The organism is Shewanella psychrophila (assembly GCF_002005305.1).
Lineage (GTDB): Bacteria > Pseudomonadota > Gammaproteobacteria > Enterobacterales > Shewanellaceae > Shewanella > Shewanella psychrophila.
The window spans coordinates 4658400-4672751 of the sequence record NZ_CP014782.1 but is presented as its reverse complement, the minus strand read 5'-3'; the positions used below and the strand labels follow the sequence as shown (position 1 = coordinate 4672751).

General features: G+C 45.2%; 13 protein-coding genes. All 13 read left to right on the top strand.

Annotated features, from left to right (window positions below):
* Positions 1–50 precede the first annotated feature (50 nt).
* Positions 51–1406 carry a 23S rRNA (uracil(1939)-C(5))-methyltransferase RlmD gene (gene rlmD / locus sps_RS20270; protein ID WP_077754160.1) on the top strand — a complete coding sequence of 452 codons (1356 nt, stop codon included), beginning with the start codon at positions 51–53 and terminating at the stop codon, positions 1404–1406.
* Between the two features lie 142 nt (positions 1407–1548).
* A complete protein-coding gene (gene relA / locus sps_RS20265; RefSeq protein ID WP_077754159.1) occupies positions 1549–3753 on the top strand; it encodes a GTP diphosphokinase in 2205 nt (734 codons plus the stop codon).
* 84 nt (positions 3754–3837) lie between these two features.
* Positions 3838–4635: a nucleoside triphosphate pyrophosphohydrolase gene (gene mazG, locus sps_RS20260; protein WP_149027319.1), complete on the top strand. Its 798-nt coding sequence runs from the start codon at positions 3838–3840 to the stop codon at positions 4633–4635.
* A 114-nt stretch (positions 4636–4749) separates the two neighbouring features.
* Complete coding sequence (locus sps_RS20255) at positions 4750–6387, top strand: CTP synthase (RefSeq protein ID WP_077754157.1); 1638 nt, start codon at positions 4750–4752, stop codon at positions 6385–6387.
* A 130-nt stretch (positions 6388–6517) separates the two neighbouring features.
* On the top strand, positions 6518–7810 hold the full coding sequence (gene eno, locus sps_RS20250; RefSeq protein WP_077754156.1) for a phosphopyruvate hydratase: 1293 nt from the start codon (positions 6518–6520) through the stop codon (positions 7808–7810).
* A 156-nt stretch (positions 7811–7966) separates the two neighbouring features.
* Positions 7967–8257: a cell division protein FtsB gene (gene ftsB, locus sps_RS20245; RefSeq protein ID WP_077754155.1), complete on the top strand. Its 291-nt coding sequence runs from the start codon at positions 7967–7969 to the stop codon at positions 8255–8257.
* 36 nt (positions 8258–8293) lie between these two features.
* A complete protein-coding gene (ispD, locus tag sps_RS20240) occupies positions 8294–8995 on the top strand; it encodes a 2-C-methyl-D-erythritol 4-phosphate cytidylyltransferase (protein WP_077754154.1) in 702 nt (233 codons plus the stop codon).
* Between the two features lie 51 nt (positions 8996–9046).
* A complete protein-coding gene (ispF, locus tag sps_RS20235; protein WP_077754153.1) occupies positions 9047–9532 on the top strand; it encodes a 2-C-methyl-D-erythritol 2,4-cyclodiphosphate synthase in 486 nt (161 codons plus the stop codon).
* A gap of 47 nt (positions 9533–9579) precedes the next feature.
* On the top strand, positions 9580–10659 hold the full coding sequence (gene truD, locus sps_RS20230) for a tRNA pseudouridine(13) synthase TruD (protein WP_077755785.1): 1080 nt from the start codon (positions 9580–9582) through the stop codon (positions 10657–10659).
* 47 nt (positions 10660–10706) lie between these two features.
* Positions 10707–11456, top strand: a complete 750-nt coding sequence (gene surE, locus sps_RS20225) for a 5'/3'-nucleotidase SurE (protein ID WP_077754151.1) — start codon at positions 10707–10709, stop codon at positions 11454–11456.
* Positions 11453–12088, top strand: coding sequence for a protein-L-isoaspartate(D-aspartate) O-methyltransferase (locus tag sps_RS20220; RefSeq protein WP_077754150.1), 636 nt, complete (start codon positions 11453–11455; stop codon positions 12086–12088). Before surE ends, sps_RS20220 begins: the two co-directional genes overlap by 4 nt.
* Positions 12089–12299: 211 nt before the next feature.
* Positions 12300–13091, top strand: coding sequence for a peptidoglycan DD-metalloendopeptidase family protein (locus sps_RS20215; protein ID WP_237157894.1), 792 nt, complete (start codon positions 12300–12302; stop codon positions 13089–13091).
* Positions 13092–13166: 75 nt separating this feature from the next.
* Positions 13167–14138 (top strand): RNA polymerase sigma factor RpoS, encoded by a 972-nt coding sequence (gene rpoS, locus sps_RS20210; protein WP_077754148.1) that lies wholly within the window; start codon positions 13167–13169, stop codon positions 14136–14138.
* The last annotated feature ends 214 nt before the right edge of the window (positions 14139–14352 follow it).

Below are 14352 nucleotides of genomic sequence, written 5' to 3'. Positions count from 1 at the left end.
CCAGAGAATGGCCTGTCTTGGCCAGTATTATTATCGATTTAGAGGCCTCAATGGCACAGTTTTTTAAAGCAAAACCAAATAGATCTAAGCAAGTATCAGCCAGAATGAGCTTAGAGATCACCCAGCTCGATCATTTAGGTGCGGGAATTGCTCATCATGATGGCAAAATTGTCTTTGTACCGGGGGCTTTACCGGGAGAAAGTGTAAGAGGGCAATTGACCGAGCAGAAGAAGCGTCACGCTCGTGCTAAATTGCAAGAGATTGTCAGAGCATCCCAAGATCGAGTCACGCCCAAATGTGCCCATTATTACCAGTGTGGTGGTTGTGATTTACAACATCTAGCTATCGATAAACAGCGTAGCCATAAACAAGATAGTTTGGTCAGTCTTATGGCTAAGCTAGGTCAGGCTGAAGCAGAGACGATAGCACCAGTACTGTTTGGTAAGGAATGGGATTATCGACGCCGGGCCAGACTCGCTACTTTTTATGATAGAAATACTAAACACACCACTTTAGGTTTCAGGGCTCAGGCGAGTAAGCAAGTCATTAACATCGAGCATTGTCCTGTGCTTGCGGCCCCCCTGTCAGATTTAATCTTGCCTTTATCTCGTGTGTTAAATCGACTCTCGAGTAAGAAGGCCTTGGGTCACGTGGAACTAATCGAAGCCAGTAATGGTCATTTTGTCGTTATCAGGACGACAAAATCCATGTCGGAAAAAGACACCGAAAAGTTACGAGAATTTTCCGACAGTCACAAAGTGAACTTGATAGTACAAGGTAATGAATCTGACTTAACCTTGATCTGTGATGATCCACACACCTTGGCCATTGGCTCAAGTGAGCTGCCCTATTATGAACTGGATAATGAAATAAAGTTAAGTTTTACTCCGGGTAATTTTGTTCAGGTCAATGCCGAAATCAATAATGCCATGGTGAACCAAGCCGTGGACTGGTTATCCGTTGAAACCAATGAGCGGGTGCTAGACCTCTTCTGCGGCGTTGGGAATTTTAGCCTGCCATTGGCCAAGAAAGGCGCCGAGGTGATAGGCGTTGAAGGTGTGCCTGAAATGGTGCAACAAGCCAGCATCAATGCCAAGCTGAATGGGGTTAATAATGTGTCTTTTTTCCATACCGATCTCAGCGCCGATCTCTCAAAGGCTTCCTGGCTCGGTAAGGTGGATAAATTGCTTCTAGATCCGGCCAGAGCCGGGGCTTTCGAGAGTCTGCAATGGCTGAAGAAAATGAAACCTAAATCCATTGTTTATGTTTCATGTGATCCGGCGAGTCTGGCACGAGACAGTGAGTATCTGTTAAAACATGGTTACAAGTTAACTAAATTGGGTTTGATCGATATGTTTCCTCAAACTCATCACATCGAAGCCATGGCATTGTTTGAATTGAGTTAATTGTATAATTAGTAACTAATTAACGCTTGAGTCAAGGTTTGTTAATTGACATTGGAAGCGGAATGCTCAAGATAGGCATTCGGCGAGAAGGGATTAAGTTCCTGAGCGTACTTTAAGATTTAAAGTTAAGGATGTTATTGAGATGGTATCTGTTCGAGAAGCACATTTTAGTGATCCGGATTTTCAGTTAGAAGAGTGGGTCAATCGTTACATCAGTGACACCGATGAGGCCCTATCTTTACTCGAACTGCTGCGTCAGATTGAGACCATGGTGTCGCAGCATGGTAATGATATTAATCTGATCCAGCGTGCCAGAGAGTTGATAGAAATTCTCGCGCCTCTTAACATGGACATAGAAACGCTACAGGCGTCCGTGCTCTTTGTGGTTTATGATGCTGGTATTTTATCTAAAGAGTCTCTCGAAGAGTCCTTCGGTAAAGGGCTCGCCACCTTAGTCCGAAGCGTTGAAACCATGAATGCCATCGGCGCATTGAAAATCAATGACCAGTCCCGCGCTGCAGAGCCTCAGATAGACAACATTCGCCGTATGTTGCTGGCTATGGTGGAAGATGTTCGCGCCGTCGTGATCAAGCTAGCCGAGCGTATTTGCCTACTTAGAGAGGTGAAGAATGCCGATGAAGAGACGCGAGTCCTCTTGGCCCGTGAAATTGCAGATATCTATGCGCCCTTGGCCAACAGACTAGGAATAGGTCAATTAAAGTGGGAGCTGGAAGATATTTCATTTCGTTATCTTCATCCTGAAACGTATAAAGAGATTGCCAAACAGCTAGATGGTAAGCGACTGGATCGTGAGACATTCATCGATAATTTTGTCGGTAAACTGCAAGCTAGGTTAGATAAAGATCACATTAGGGCCAAGGTTTATGGCCGCCCTAAGCATATCTATAGCATCTGGAAGAAGATGAAAGGTAAAGATCTTAAATTTGATGAGCTGTTTGATGTCCGCGCCGTGCGGATTGTCACTGATAGACTTCAGGACTGTTATGGGGCTTTAGGTGTGGTACACACGCTTTGGCATCATATTCCCCGGGAGTTCGACGATTATGTGGCGAACCCAAAGCCTAACGGTTATCAGTCCATACATACCATAGTTGTGGGTCCCGAGGGGAAAACCGTCGAGATTCAAATCCGCACCGAGCAGATGCATGAAGATGCCGAGCTCGGGGTTGCCGCTCACTGGAAATATAAAGAGGGCACAAGTGGCACTAAGCAGAGTGGCTATGAAGAGAAGATTAACTGGCTGCGTAAGATCTTGCAGTGGCAAGAAGATGTGGCCGAGAGTGGAAACTTAGTCGAAGAGGTACGCAGTCAAGTCTTCGAAGACAGAGTCTATGTGTTTACCCCTAGCGGTGAAGTGGTTGACTTGCCGCTTGGATCGACTGTGCTAGATTTCGCCTATTATATCCATTCCCATGTTGGACATAAGTGCATAGGGGCAAAAGTCGATGGCCGAATAGTGCCTTTTACTTATCAGGTGGAAACGGGTCAACGCATCGAGATCATCACCTCTAAGCAGCCTAACCCTAAGCGTGACTGGCTTAATCCACATTTAGGTTATATTCGTTCATCCCGAGCACGTTCTAAGATTCAGCACTGGTTTAAACAGCAAGACAGAGACAAGAATAGCGTCGCTGGCCGTGAGATGCTTGAAACTGAGCTCTCACGTGTGGGACTCAAACTCAAAGATGCTCAAAGTGCGGTCGAGCGATTTAACATGGTGAGCATGGATGACCTGCTAGCCGCGATCGGTGGCGGAGATGTGAGGCTCAACCAGGTCGTGAATCATGTGCAGAGCCAAATGCGTAAGCATGAGTTATCCGATGAGGAAGCGGTCGAAGATCTGGTTAAGAAGAGCCAGAGTAAGGTGGGAAGGAAAGGTAAGGGCCAGGTTGAAGTTAGTGGTGTGGGTAATTTGATGAGTCATATCGCTCGTTGTTGCCAGCCTGTACCCGGCGATGAAATTTTCGGTTTCATCACAAAGGGACGTGGAATTTCGGTACACAGAGCCGATTGTGATCAGGTCAAAGAGCTAATACGTGCCCATCCTGAGCGTACCGTGGATGTGGTGTGGGGGGAGAACTACTCCGGCGGCTATAAAATTAGATTGCGTATTATAGCCAATGATCGTTCGGGGTTACTGCGAGATTTGACCTCTGTACTCGCCGCCGAGAAAACCCATGTAATGGCGATGAGCACATCATCAGATGTAAAGACACAGACTGCTGCTATCGAACTCGAGCTGGAATTGTATAATCTTGACGGCCTTTCTAAAGTGCTGGCGAAAATTAATCAGGTTGAAGGTGTGAGTGAAGCCAGACGTTTATAATCCTGAGGAAGTTTAATTTTGGATTCATGACTCATTAAGGTGGCTTTTGCCGCCTTAATGCATTTAGTTTTATACGGGATTAAGATGAAACATAGTGAAATTCAACCTCTACTGGATGTGATGGTAAGGCTCAGAGACCCTCAATCGGGTTGTCCTTGGGATCTCGCCCAATCATTTAACACCATAGTGCCCTTTACCTTAGAAGAGGCCTATGAAGTTGCCGATACTATAGAGCGTATGGCTTTAGACGAGCTTCCCGATGAGCTTGGGGACCTACTGTTTCAGGTGGTGTTCTACTGTCAGTTGGGTAAAGAGCAAGGTCTGTTCGATTTTGGGGATGTGGTAGATAAAATATGTAATAAGCTTACTTCGAGGCACCCCCATGTATTTGGCTCCCTCAAAGAGGCGAGCGCCGAGCAAGTGAAGCAAACCTGGGAAACCATAAAGGCCAAGGAGCGCAAAGATAAATCTCTTCATTCGGTATTGGATAATATTCCACTCGCCTTACCGGCACTGTCACGTTCGGTCAAAATTCAGCAGCGTGTCGCCCGGGTGGGGTTCGACTGGGATGAACTAGGCCCAGTGGTGGATAAAATCCATGAGGAGATTGACGAAGTCTTGCATGAAGTAAAGCAAGAGCTACCGATAAAAGACAAGATACAGGATGAGATGGGTGATCTGCTGTTTGCCGTGACCAATCTGGCGCGTCATTTAGGCATTGAACCTGAGCAGGCCCTGCGTCAGGCAAATACAAAATTTGAACGACGTTTCAGAGGCGTCGAAGCCTTAGCAGACGAGAGCGGTAAGCCGATAGAGGAGCACAGCTTAATCGAGCTAGATGGCTACTGGGACAAAGTAAAGCGTAATGAAGTGCACAAATAGATAAAAATTATCGCTGAACTTGTTTGTCGTATCGCTGGAGTTTTGCTACAATTGCGCCCCGTCCTAGTGCTTTCTTACAAGCACATATTTCCAACTCATTTTCTCAGGTTCATAATGACAACAAGGTATATCTTCGTTACTGGTGGCGTGGTTTCATCACTAGGTAAAGGCATTGCAGCAGCATCGTTAGCGGCAATTTTGGAGGCTAGAGGCCTAAACGTAACCATTATGAAGCTAGATCCATATATTAACGTGGATCCAGGCACCATGAGCCCGACTCAGCACGGAGAGGTTTTTGTTACCGAGGACGGAGCAGAGACAGATCTTGATCTAGGTCATTATGAGCGTTTCATTCGTACCAAGATGAACCGTCGCAATAACTTCACCACAGGTCGTATCTATGAAGAAGTACTTCGTAAAGAGCGTCGTGGTGACTATTTAGGTGCGACCATTCAGGTCATTCCTCATATCACTAACGCCATCAAAGACAGAGTGCTTGCAGGTGGTGAAGGTCATGATGTTGCTATCGTCGAGATTGGCGGCACGGTCGGTGATATCGAGTCATTGCCATTTTTAGAATCTATTCGCCAGTTAGGTGTTGAACTCGGTCGTGATCGCACCCTGTTTATGCATCTGACTCTGGTGCCTTTCTTAGGCGCCGCAGGTGAGGTTAAGACTAAGCCAACACAACACTCGGTGAAAGAGTTGCGCTCTATCGGTATCGCTCCGGATATTCTTATCTGTCGTGGTGATCGTGTGGTTCCTGCCAATGAGAGAGCGAAAATTTCACTCTTCTGTAATGTTGAAGAACGTGCTGTCATCTCACTCAAAGATGTAGATAGCATCTACAAGATCCCGGCTCTACTTAAGGCTCAAAGCCTAGATGAGATCGTGGTCAAGCGCTTCGGCATAGAATGTAAAGAAGCCGACCTGCATGAGTGGGAGCAAGTGATCTATCAAGAAGCCAATCCTACCGGTGAAATCACTATTGGAATGGTAGGTAAATATATTGAACTGCCAGATGCCTATAAGTCTGTCAACGAAGCCTTGAAGCATGCGGGTCTGTTTAACCGAGTATCGGTGAATATCAAGTATGTTGACTCTCAGACTCTTGAAGCTAAGGGTATTGAAGATCTAGAAGACCTTGACGGTATACTCGTTCCTGGTGGTTTCGGAGAACGTGGCGTTGAAGGTAAGATCATGGCTGCTAGATATGCCCGTGAAAATAATGTGCCATATTTCGGTATTTGCCTGGGTATGCAGGTCGCGTTAATTGAGTTTGCGCGAAACGTAGCTGGCTTAGAAGATGCTCACTCTACCGAATTTAACAAAGAGTCGCCGCATCCTGTCGTTGGTTTGATCACCGAGTGGCTCAATGAAGACGGTGCAGTCGAAGAACGTCACGAATCATCAGATCTTGGCGGAACCATGCGTCTTGGGGCGCAGCTTTGTCATCTCTCTGAGGGAAGTAAGGCTGCCGAAGCTTACGAAGGCAATTCTTGTGTCGAGCGCCATCGCCATCGTTTCGAAGTGAACAACAACTATAAAGAACGTTTAGAGCAAGCAGGCCTAATATTCAGTGGTCTTTCCTCTGATCGCCAGCTTGTTGAAATGATTGAGCTTCCAAATCACCCTTGGTTTGTCGCCGGTCAATTCCACCCTGAATTTACATCGACCCCTCGTGACGGTCAGCCATTATTTAAAGGCTTTATTGCTGCAGCCTATGCGTACCAGAAACGCGACTTAGGCTAAATCAGAAACGTTAAGCCGCTTCCAAAGTTTGGAAGCGGCTTTTTTGTTTTCTGATGATGTAAATTTGGATGAACAAATTTTAGTTTTACTTTATTTTTGATTTTATTTTTAAACTTAAACCGAGGAAATTATGGCTAAAATTATTAATGTCATTGGTCGCGAAATCATGGATTCTCGCGGTAACCCAACTGTAGAAGCCGAAGTTCACTTAGAAGGTGGCTTTCATGGTATGGCGGCTGCACCGTCTGGGGCATCTACAGGTAGTCGCGAAGCGTTAGAGCTACGTGATGCTGACAAGAGTCGCTACATGGGTAAGGGCGTACTGAAAGCCGTTGCCAACATTAACGGCCCTATTCGCGATGCACTACTAGGTAAAGACGCCACGGCCCAGGCAGATCTTGATCAGATCATGATCGATGTCGACGGTACCGAAAACAAAGATAAGCTAGGTGCTAACGCTATCTTGGCTGTATCTTTAGCTGCGGCCAAAGCCGCCGCTGCATTTAAAGGTGTACCTTTATACGCACACATTGCCGACTTAAATGGTACTCCGGGCCAATACACTATGCCTGTACCTATGATGAATATCATCAATGGTGGTGAGCATGCCGATAATAACGTCGACATTCAGGAGTTCATGGTTCAGCCTGTCGGTGCTAAGAACTTCCGTGAAGCCTTACGTATGGGTGCTGAAATTTTTCATAACTTGAAGAAAGTACTTCAGGAAAAGGGTCTAAACACAGCAGTAGGTGATGAAGGTGGTTTCGCTCCTGATTTAGCTTCAAATGCTGATGCTCTGGCTGTGATCAAGGTTGCTGTCGAGAAAGCTGGCTACAAGCTAGGTGAAGATGTGACACTTGCGCTAGATTGTGCAGCCTCAGAATTCTATAAAGACGGTCAATATGATCTTGCTGGTGAAGGTAAAGTCTTCAGCGCCAATGGTTTTTCTGACTTCCTAAAGGAGTTAACTGAACAATACCCTATCTTGTCTATCGAAGATGGCTTAGACGAGTCAGATTGGGATGGTTGGGCATATCAGACTCAGATTTTAGGTGATAAGATCCAGTTAGTGGGCGACGATCTGTTTGTGACTAACACTAAGATCCTCAAGCGTGGTATCGATAACAAGATAGGTAACTCTATCTTGATCAAGTTCAACCAGATCGGGACGCTTACTGAGACCCTTGCGGCTATCCGTATGGCGAAAGAAGCCGGTTATACAGTGGTTATCTCGCACCGTAGTGGTGAGACCGAAGATTCGACTATCGCAGATCTTGCTGTCGCGACTTGTGCCGGTCAGATTAAGACGGGTTCTCTGAGCCGTTCAGATCGTATCGCCAAGTACAACCAGCTTCTTCGTATCGAAGAGCAGCTAGGTGAGAAAGCGCCTTACCTTGGTCGTAGCGAAATTAAGGGTCAATAATAGTCGGCTCGCTGATTTATTCTTGATTAGAGATATGCTCTCGATAAAATGAGTCGGTAAGCAAGGCTAAATTGTCGCTATTAATGAAAAGGTCACCACTGGGTGGCCTTTTTTGTTGTATTATCTCGGCTGAAGTGTCGAATAATTGGTATTGCAATGAAACGTTTTCTATTTGTATTGATAGGCTTGCTAGGCGTACTCCAGTACCAGTTATGGTTCGGGGTAAACAGTCTGCCTGGATCTGTTAAACTTCGCGAGCAGATAGCGCTTCAGCGAGAGGGGAATGCCAAGTTGGTCGCACGCAATCAAGTATTGCGAGAAGAGATAATCGATCTTCGCAGTGGCACCGAAGCATTAGAAGAGCGTGCTCGAAATGAACTGGGTATGGTAAAAAAAGGTGAAACATTTTTTCGTGTAGTAGGTGGCAGCCTAAACCCTGCGAACTGATAGTGCTCCTAATCTTAAAAAGCAGAAATTTGATCCATGAATGATTCCCGAAAAAAAATCGTCGCCATCGTCCCTGCTGCCGGCATAGGTAGTCGTATGGGAGCCGAGCTTCCTAAGCAGTATCTGAAAATAGCGGATAAACCCATTTTATCTTTAACCTTACACCTCTTGTTGACTCACCCTAGAGTCGAACGTGTGATTGTGGCACTTCACCCCCAAGATAGTTATTTCTCCTCTCTCGCTGAGGCTAGTCACCCTAAATTAGAGAGCGTTATCGGTGGTGATGAACGAGCTGATTCTGTTCTGGCATGTCTGAATCGAGTCGATGACGACTATTGGGCCATGGTCCATGATGCGGCTCGTCCCTGTTTAACTCATAACGATATAGATAAGCTCATCGATTCTTTAGCCTTGTTTCCCCAAGGAGCGATATTAGCCTCCCCGGTTCGAGATACCATGAAGAGAGGGGATAAACAGGGAAGAATTGAGCAGACTGTATGTCGTGAACAGTTATGGCATGCCCTTACTCCACAGTTGTTTCCAGTTACGTCCTTGAGAGATAATTTAGCGAAAGCCTTAATGTTAAAGGTAAACATCACCGACGAAGCGTCTGCCATGGAGTGGGCCGGAGTCGCGCCGGGACTCGTGACAGGTAGAGCCGATAATATTAAGATCACTCATCCGGACGATCTTCGTTTGGCTGAACTGTTTCTAAGCCATGGCGAACCGAATAGCTAAGATTGCTAAGTGGGCACCATCGAAATTAACCGACTCTAAATGGAATAAACAATGAATATACGCATAGGCCATGGTTTTGATGTACATAAATTTGGTGGTAATGCTCCCTTACTGTTAGGCGGTGTGCATGTCCCCTATGAATTTGGTTTGATTGCGCACTCAGACGGCGATGTTGTGTTACATGCAATATCTGATGCTATCTTAGGTTCTGTTGCACTAGGGGATATCGGAAAACATTTTCCCGATACTGATGAAGAGTTTAAGGGAGCCGACAGTCGCCATCTTCTGCGTCATTGCTACAAGTTGGCGAGGGCAAAAGGCTTTGAACTTGGTAACTTGGATGTCACCATTATCGCTCAGGCCCCAAAAATGGCGCCCCATATAGAAGCCATTCGTGAAGTGCTAAGCCAAGATCTAGAAACGTGTATAGATAATATCAATGTTAAGGCGACTACAACCGAGAAGCTAGGTTTTACCGGTCGTAAAGAAGGCATTGCCGTTGAAGCCGTCGTTCTGGTAACTAAGATAACGGCATAAGCTCGTTAAACAGACTCGATTGACCTAAATAGAGAATAAGTGTGACCATGATAGAACTGCATTATTTGCACGGGAAACCAGCATCGAAGGCCGACCTTCGTACACAAAATAGCGATTTCATTGTTCAGGAAATTTTGCCTTTCGGTCCGACGGGGGAGGGAGAACATCACCTTCTTCATATCCGTAAAGAGGGGCTCAATACCGCCGATGTGGCTAAGATATTATCTGGTTTTGCCCATGTTCATCCTAAAGAGGTGACCTATGCGGGTCAGAAGGATAAGAATGCGATCACTGAGCAGTGGTTTGGCGTACGTATTCCCGGTAAAGAGACCCCGGAATGGGCCAGCTTAAATTGTGATGAGTTGACTATCTTGTCTAGTCATCGTCACAGTAAAAAGCTGAGAATAGGTGCCTTAGCGGGTAACCGCTTCTGTTTAACTTTGCGTAATATTACCGATATGCAAGATGTGCTTGCTAGATTAGCGCTAGTAAAAGAGACTGGGGTGCCTAATTATTTCGGTGAGCAAAGGTTTGGTCATGATGGCAAGAACCTAGTCTTCGGTCGACAGATGTTTACTGGTCGTAAGGTGAAAGACAGGAAGAAGCGCAGCATGTATCTATCTGCTGTTCGATCTTATCTGTTCAATTTCGTCACTTCCTCTAGATTGGCCGAATATGGCCTTGAAAAGCTCAACGGTGACAGTGTCATGTTAGCGGGCAGTCGAAGCTATTTTGTTGCCGAGCTATGGGATGATGCGTTACTTAAGCGTCTTAATGAAAAAGATATCCAACTGTCGGCACCTATGTGGGGCAGAGGAGCGGCATTGCCCCAAGGTGAGGCGGCAGATTTTGAGGCTAAGGCGTTGGCTGAGTTTGATGCGGACCGTGATGGATTAGAACATGCGGGATTAGAGCAAGAGCGCCGCCCGCTGTTGTTAGAACCTCAACATTTATCCTATGAGGTTGAAGGAGACGATGTGATTATCATTAAATTTGCACTGCCTTCGGGAAGTTTCGCAACTTCCGTGCTGCGAGAACTATTTGATTATGAAGATGTCAGAGAACGGGAATTTCGCCAACGTCAATTAGAGCGGCGTGAGCAAGAACAGGCTAATTCAATCGTTTAGCGTGTATTCGAATCAGTTAATATTAATCATTAAAGAGCGGGTCAATAATGATAAAGATCTTAGTCAGTAACGATGACGGCGTTACCGCGCCGGGAATTAAGGCATTATCCGATGCATTATCAGTGTCCTATCAGGTCATGACTGTGGGGCCAGATCGTAACTGCTCGGGGGCGAGTAATTCATTAACTTTGACTAACCCTTTACGAATTAATACGTTAAGCAATGGTTTTGTCTCTGTCAGTGGTACACCGACCGATAGTGTTCATCTTGCTATACGTGAGTTGTATTCAGAAGAGCCCGATATGGTGGTGGCGGGGATCAATGCCGGTGCCAATTTAGGCGATGATACCTTGTATTCTGGTACCGTAGCGGCAGCAATGGAGGGACGCTTCCTTGGTTTGCCTGCGGTTGCCGTTTCACTCGTGGGTTCTAAATTGGCGCATTTTGACACGGCAGCACATTTCGCATGTCGAATCATTGCAGGTTTGCTTAAGAGGCCTATTGCTCAGGATCAGATTTTAAATATCAATGTTCCCGATCTACCTATCGATAAAATTAAAGGGATCAAGGTTACTCGTTTGGGAGCAAGGCACAGAGCCGAAGGGATGATTAAAGCTCAAGATCCCGGCGGAAGAGACATCTATTGGTTGGGCCCTCCTGGAGATGAGCAGGATGCCAGCGAAGGGACTGACTTTTATGCCGTGAATAATGGTTATGTATCAGTGACGCCTTTAACTGTAGACTTGACCGCTTTCGAAAGGATCACACCACTGCAAGAATGGATAGATAATATATGAACGGTGTTGCGACGACCTCTGCATTAAATTTAGCCAGAAGTTTACATGCGTCGGGTATAGAGAGTGAGAGGGTGTTGCAGGCGTTAGCTAATACACCCAGAGAACTCTTCCTTGATGCTGCTTTGGGACATAAAGCCTATGAAAATACGGCTTTGCCTATTGGTCAGGGGCAAACAATTTCACAGCCATATATCGTTGCAAGAATGACCGAACTTCTTTTGGAACATAGTCCATCTAAGGTGTTAGAAATCGGTACTGGCTCTGGGTATCAGGCTGCCATATTGGCTCAACTTGTACCTGAGCTATGCACTGTCGAGCGGATTAAGAGTCTACAGATCCAGGCTCGTCAGAGGTTAAAAAAAATCGATCTCCACAATATATCATTCAAATATGGAGATGGTTGGAAAGGTTGGCCCAATAAAGGGCCATTCGATGCCATTATGGTCACGGCTGCGGCTAGTAGCGTTCCAGAAGCCTTATTGACTCAGTTAGTCGATGGAGGGGTACTGGTTATTCCTGTGGGAGAGGAGTCACAGCAGCTGCTGAAAGTTGTACGTGTTGGAGAGACCTTTTCTTCAGAAGTGATTGAAATGGTCCGCTTTGTTCCTCTGATTAACGGGGAGCTGGCTTAAGTAGCCTAGGCTTGTTGTTAAGTTTCGGATGTTTTTTAGATGTTTATTTGGTTTACAGCAGCTTGGCTGTTCATTGTTGGGGGCATTCTTGATTACAGGGTTAAAGGTGAATTGTAATAACCTACTTCTATTAGCGGTATTTATCGGCTTAGTAGGTTGTAGTTTTCGGTCAGATAGACCCGCTCCTGTGGTAAATGTCACGACTCCAGTGATGGCTACTTATAATAAAGGCTCATTAAAATCTGATTCTTATCTCGTTAAGAAAGGTGACACTCTCTATTCCATTGCCTGGGTATCTAACAATGATTTCATTGATTTAGCTAGGAAAAATAAGCTTAAAAAGCCATATACTATCTACCCTGGACAGAAGCTAAACCTTAATTTGACATCTACTGTTACAAATAGCCAAAAGGCTAAAACGGTGCCAAATAATCCCCCTAAAGTAGTATCAACCAAGACTAAAGCGACTAAAAAACAAACGGATACACCTGTTGTTGTGGTCAGGAACAACCAAAAACCGCCTAAAAATAAACCACTTGATCCGGTCAAAGAGTCTGCGTATTCTGTAACGACTGGTCAACAAGATATTAACAAGTCTATCCACAGGCAGACGACTCAGCTTCCAACTAAAGTAAGTAAGTGGTTCTGGCCTGTGAGAGGTAAGTTGATTGGTAAATTCTCTGCGAGTGAGCAAGGGAATAAAGGGATTAAGATTGCTGGTAACCGGGGCGACATTATCAAGTCTGCAGCCGATGGCCGTGTGGTTTATGCAGGCAGTGCCCTTAGAGGGTATGGAAATTTAGTCATTATTAAACACAGTGACGATTACTTAAGTGCTTATGCGCATGCCGATAAGATCTTAGTTAAAGAAAAACAGTTTGTCTCAGTGGGACAAACACTTGCAAAAATGGGTAATACGGGTACCGATCGGGTCATGTTACATTTTGAGATTCGATACCACGGGAAGTCTGTTGACCCACTTAAATATTTACCTAAACAATAGTGGTTTAGGAGCCAGTTTGGCATTGGAGGATAGTAAAGTGCAGTAGTTTAAATTGAAAATTTGGGAGATCATTTTATGGGTCGTAGAATTAGTACCGCAGTAGCGGAGCCGTTGGTGGACTTGTCAAAAAACGAGTCTGAAGTAGAAACAAAAAAAGGAAAGAAGTCACAAGAGACAGAACTTGAACAACAGGTTCAAGATGATCTGCAGAAAAATCTGGATGCAACTCAATTGTATTTGGGCGAGATTGGTTTTTCCCCTTTACTGAGCGCGGAAGAGGAAGTGTATTTCTCTCGTAAAGCGTTAAAAGGTTGTGGTAAGTCACGTAATCGCATGATTGAAAGTAACCTTAGACTTGTCGTTAAGATAGCCCGTCGTTATAACAACCGTGGACTCGCGTTATTAGATCTTATCGAAGAGGGTAATTTAGGCCTGATCCGAGCGGTTGAAAAATTTGACCCTGAAAGAGGGTTTAGATTTTCTACCTATGCGACTTGGTGGATCAGACAGACCATCGAACGCGCCATTATGAATCAGACCAGAACGATTCGCCTACCTATCCATGTGGTTAAAGAACTCAATGTATATCTTCGTACAGCAAGAGAGTTAGCACACAAGTTAGATCATGAACCCACCGCCGAAGAAATCGCAGCTAAACTGGATCTTCCTAGTTCTGATGTCAGCCGTATGTTGAAGCTTAATGAAAGGATCACTTCGGTCGATACGCCTTTGGGTGGAGACAATGATAAAGCCCTACTCGATGTGCTTGCCGCTGATGATAATGTAGGTCCAGATTACAAGGTACAAGACGAAGATATGTCAAAGTCTGTGGTTAAATGGCTCGATGAACTCAACACAAAACAAAGAGAGGTGTTAGCGCGCCGTTTTGGCTTGTTGGGGTATGAACCATCTACACTGGAGAATGTTGGTAAAGAGATAGGTCTAACACGAGAGCGCGTACGCCAAATTCAAGTCGAAGCTCTGAAACGTCTTAAAGACTTACTCGGTGCCCAGGGCTTATCGGTAGAGGCCATTTTTAAGATTTAATTGTAAACTGTTGTTTGTTTAGCTTGATTTTGAGTTGAGGCTCCTAGAGTCAAGTTAAAGGTTAACCTCACGTATTATTAGAGTACTTTTCTTTTGAGGAAGCCTGCTTATCTTTTAAGATGACAGTTATTATTGATGCATTCGTGATTAGATTTTTTAAAGTTAAGGCTCTGAAACTAGACTAAGTAAATAGCATTAGTAAATGGACTTAGCA

Bases quoted from the DNA above. Each gene is read 5' to 3' on its own strand.
- rlmD (WP_077754160.1), top strand. From the start codon at position 51: ATGGCACAGTTTTTTAAAGCAAAACCAAATAGATCTAAGCAAGTATCA.
- relA (WP_077754159.1), top strand. From the start codon at position 1,549: ATGGTATCTGTTCGAGAAGCACATTTTAGTGATCCGGATTTTCAGTTA.
- mazG (WP_149027319.1), top strand. From the start codon at position 3,838: ATGAAACATAGTGAAATTCAACCTCTACTGGATGTGATGGTAAGGCTC.
- sps_RS20255 (WP_077754157.1), top strand. From the start codon at position 4,750: ATGACAACAAGGTATATCTTCGTTACTGGTGGCGTGGTTTCATCACTA.
- eno (WP_077754156.1), top strand. From the start codon at position 6,518: ATGGCTAAAATTATTAATGTCATTGGTCGCGAAATCATGGATTCTCGC.
- ftsB (WP_077754155.1), top strand. From the start codon at position 7,967: ATGAAACGTTTTCTATTTGTATTGATAGGCTTGCTAGGCGTACTCCAG.
- ispD (WP_077754154.1), top strand. From the start codon at position 8,294: ATGAATGATTCCCGAAAAAAAATCGTCGCCATCGTCCCTGCTGCCGGC.
- ispF (WP_077754153.1), top strand. From the start codon at position 9,047: ATGAATATACGCATAGGCCATGGTTTTGATGTACATAAATTTGGTGGT.
- truD (WP_077755785.1), top strand. From the start codon at position 9,580: ATGATAGAACTGCATTATTTGCACGGGAAACCAGCATCGAAGGCCGAC.
- surE (WP_077754151.1), top strand. From the start codon at position 10,707: ATGATAAAGATCTTAGTCAGTAACGATGACGGCGTTACCGCGCCGGGA.
- sps_RS20220 (WP_077754150.1), top strand. From the start codon at position 11,453: ATGAACGGTGTTGCGACGACCTCTGCATTAAATTTAGCCAGAAGTTTA.
- sps_RS20215 (WP_237157894.1), top strand. From the start codon at position 12,300: ATGGCTACTTATAATAAAGGCTCATTAAAATCTGATTCTTATCTCGTT.
- rpoS (WP_077754148.1), top strand. From the start codon at position 13,167: ATGGGTCGTAGAATTAGTACCGCAGTAGCGGAGCCGTTGGTGGACTTG.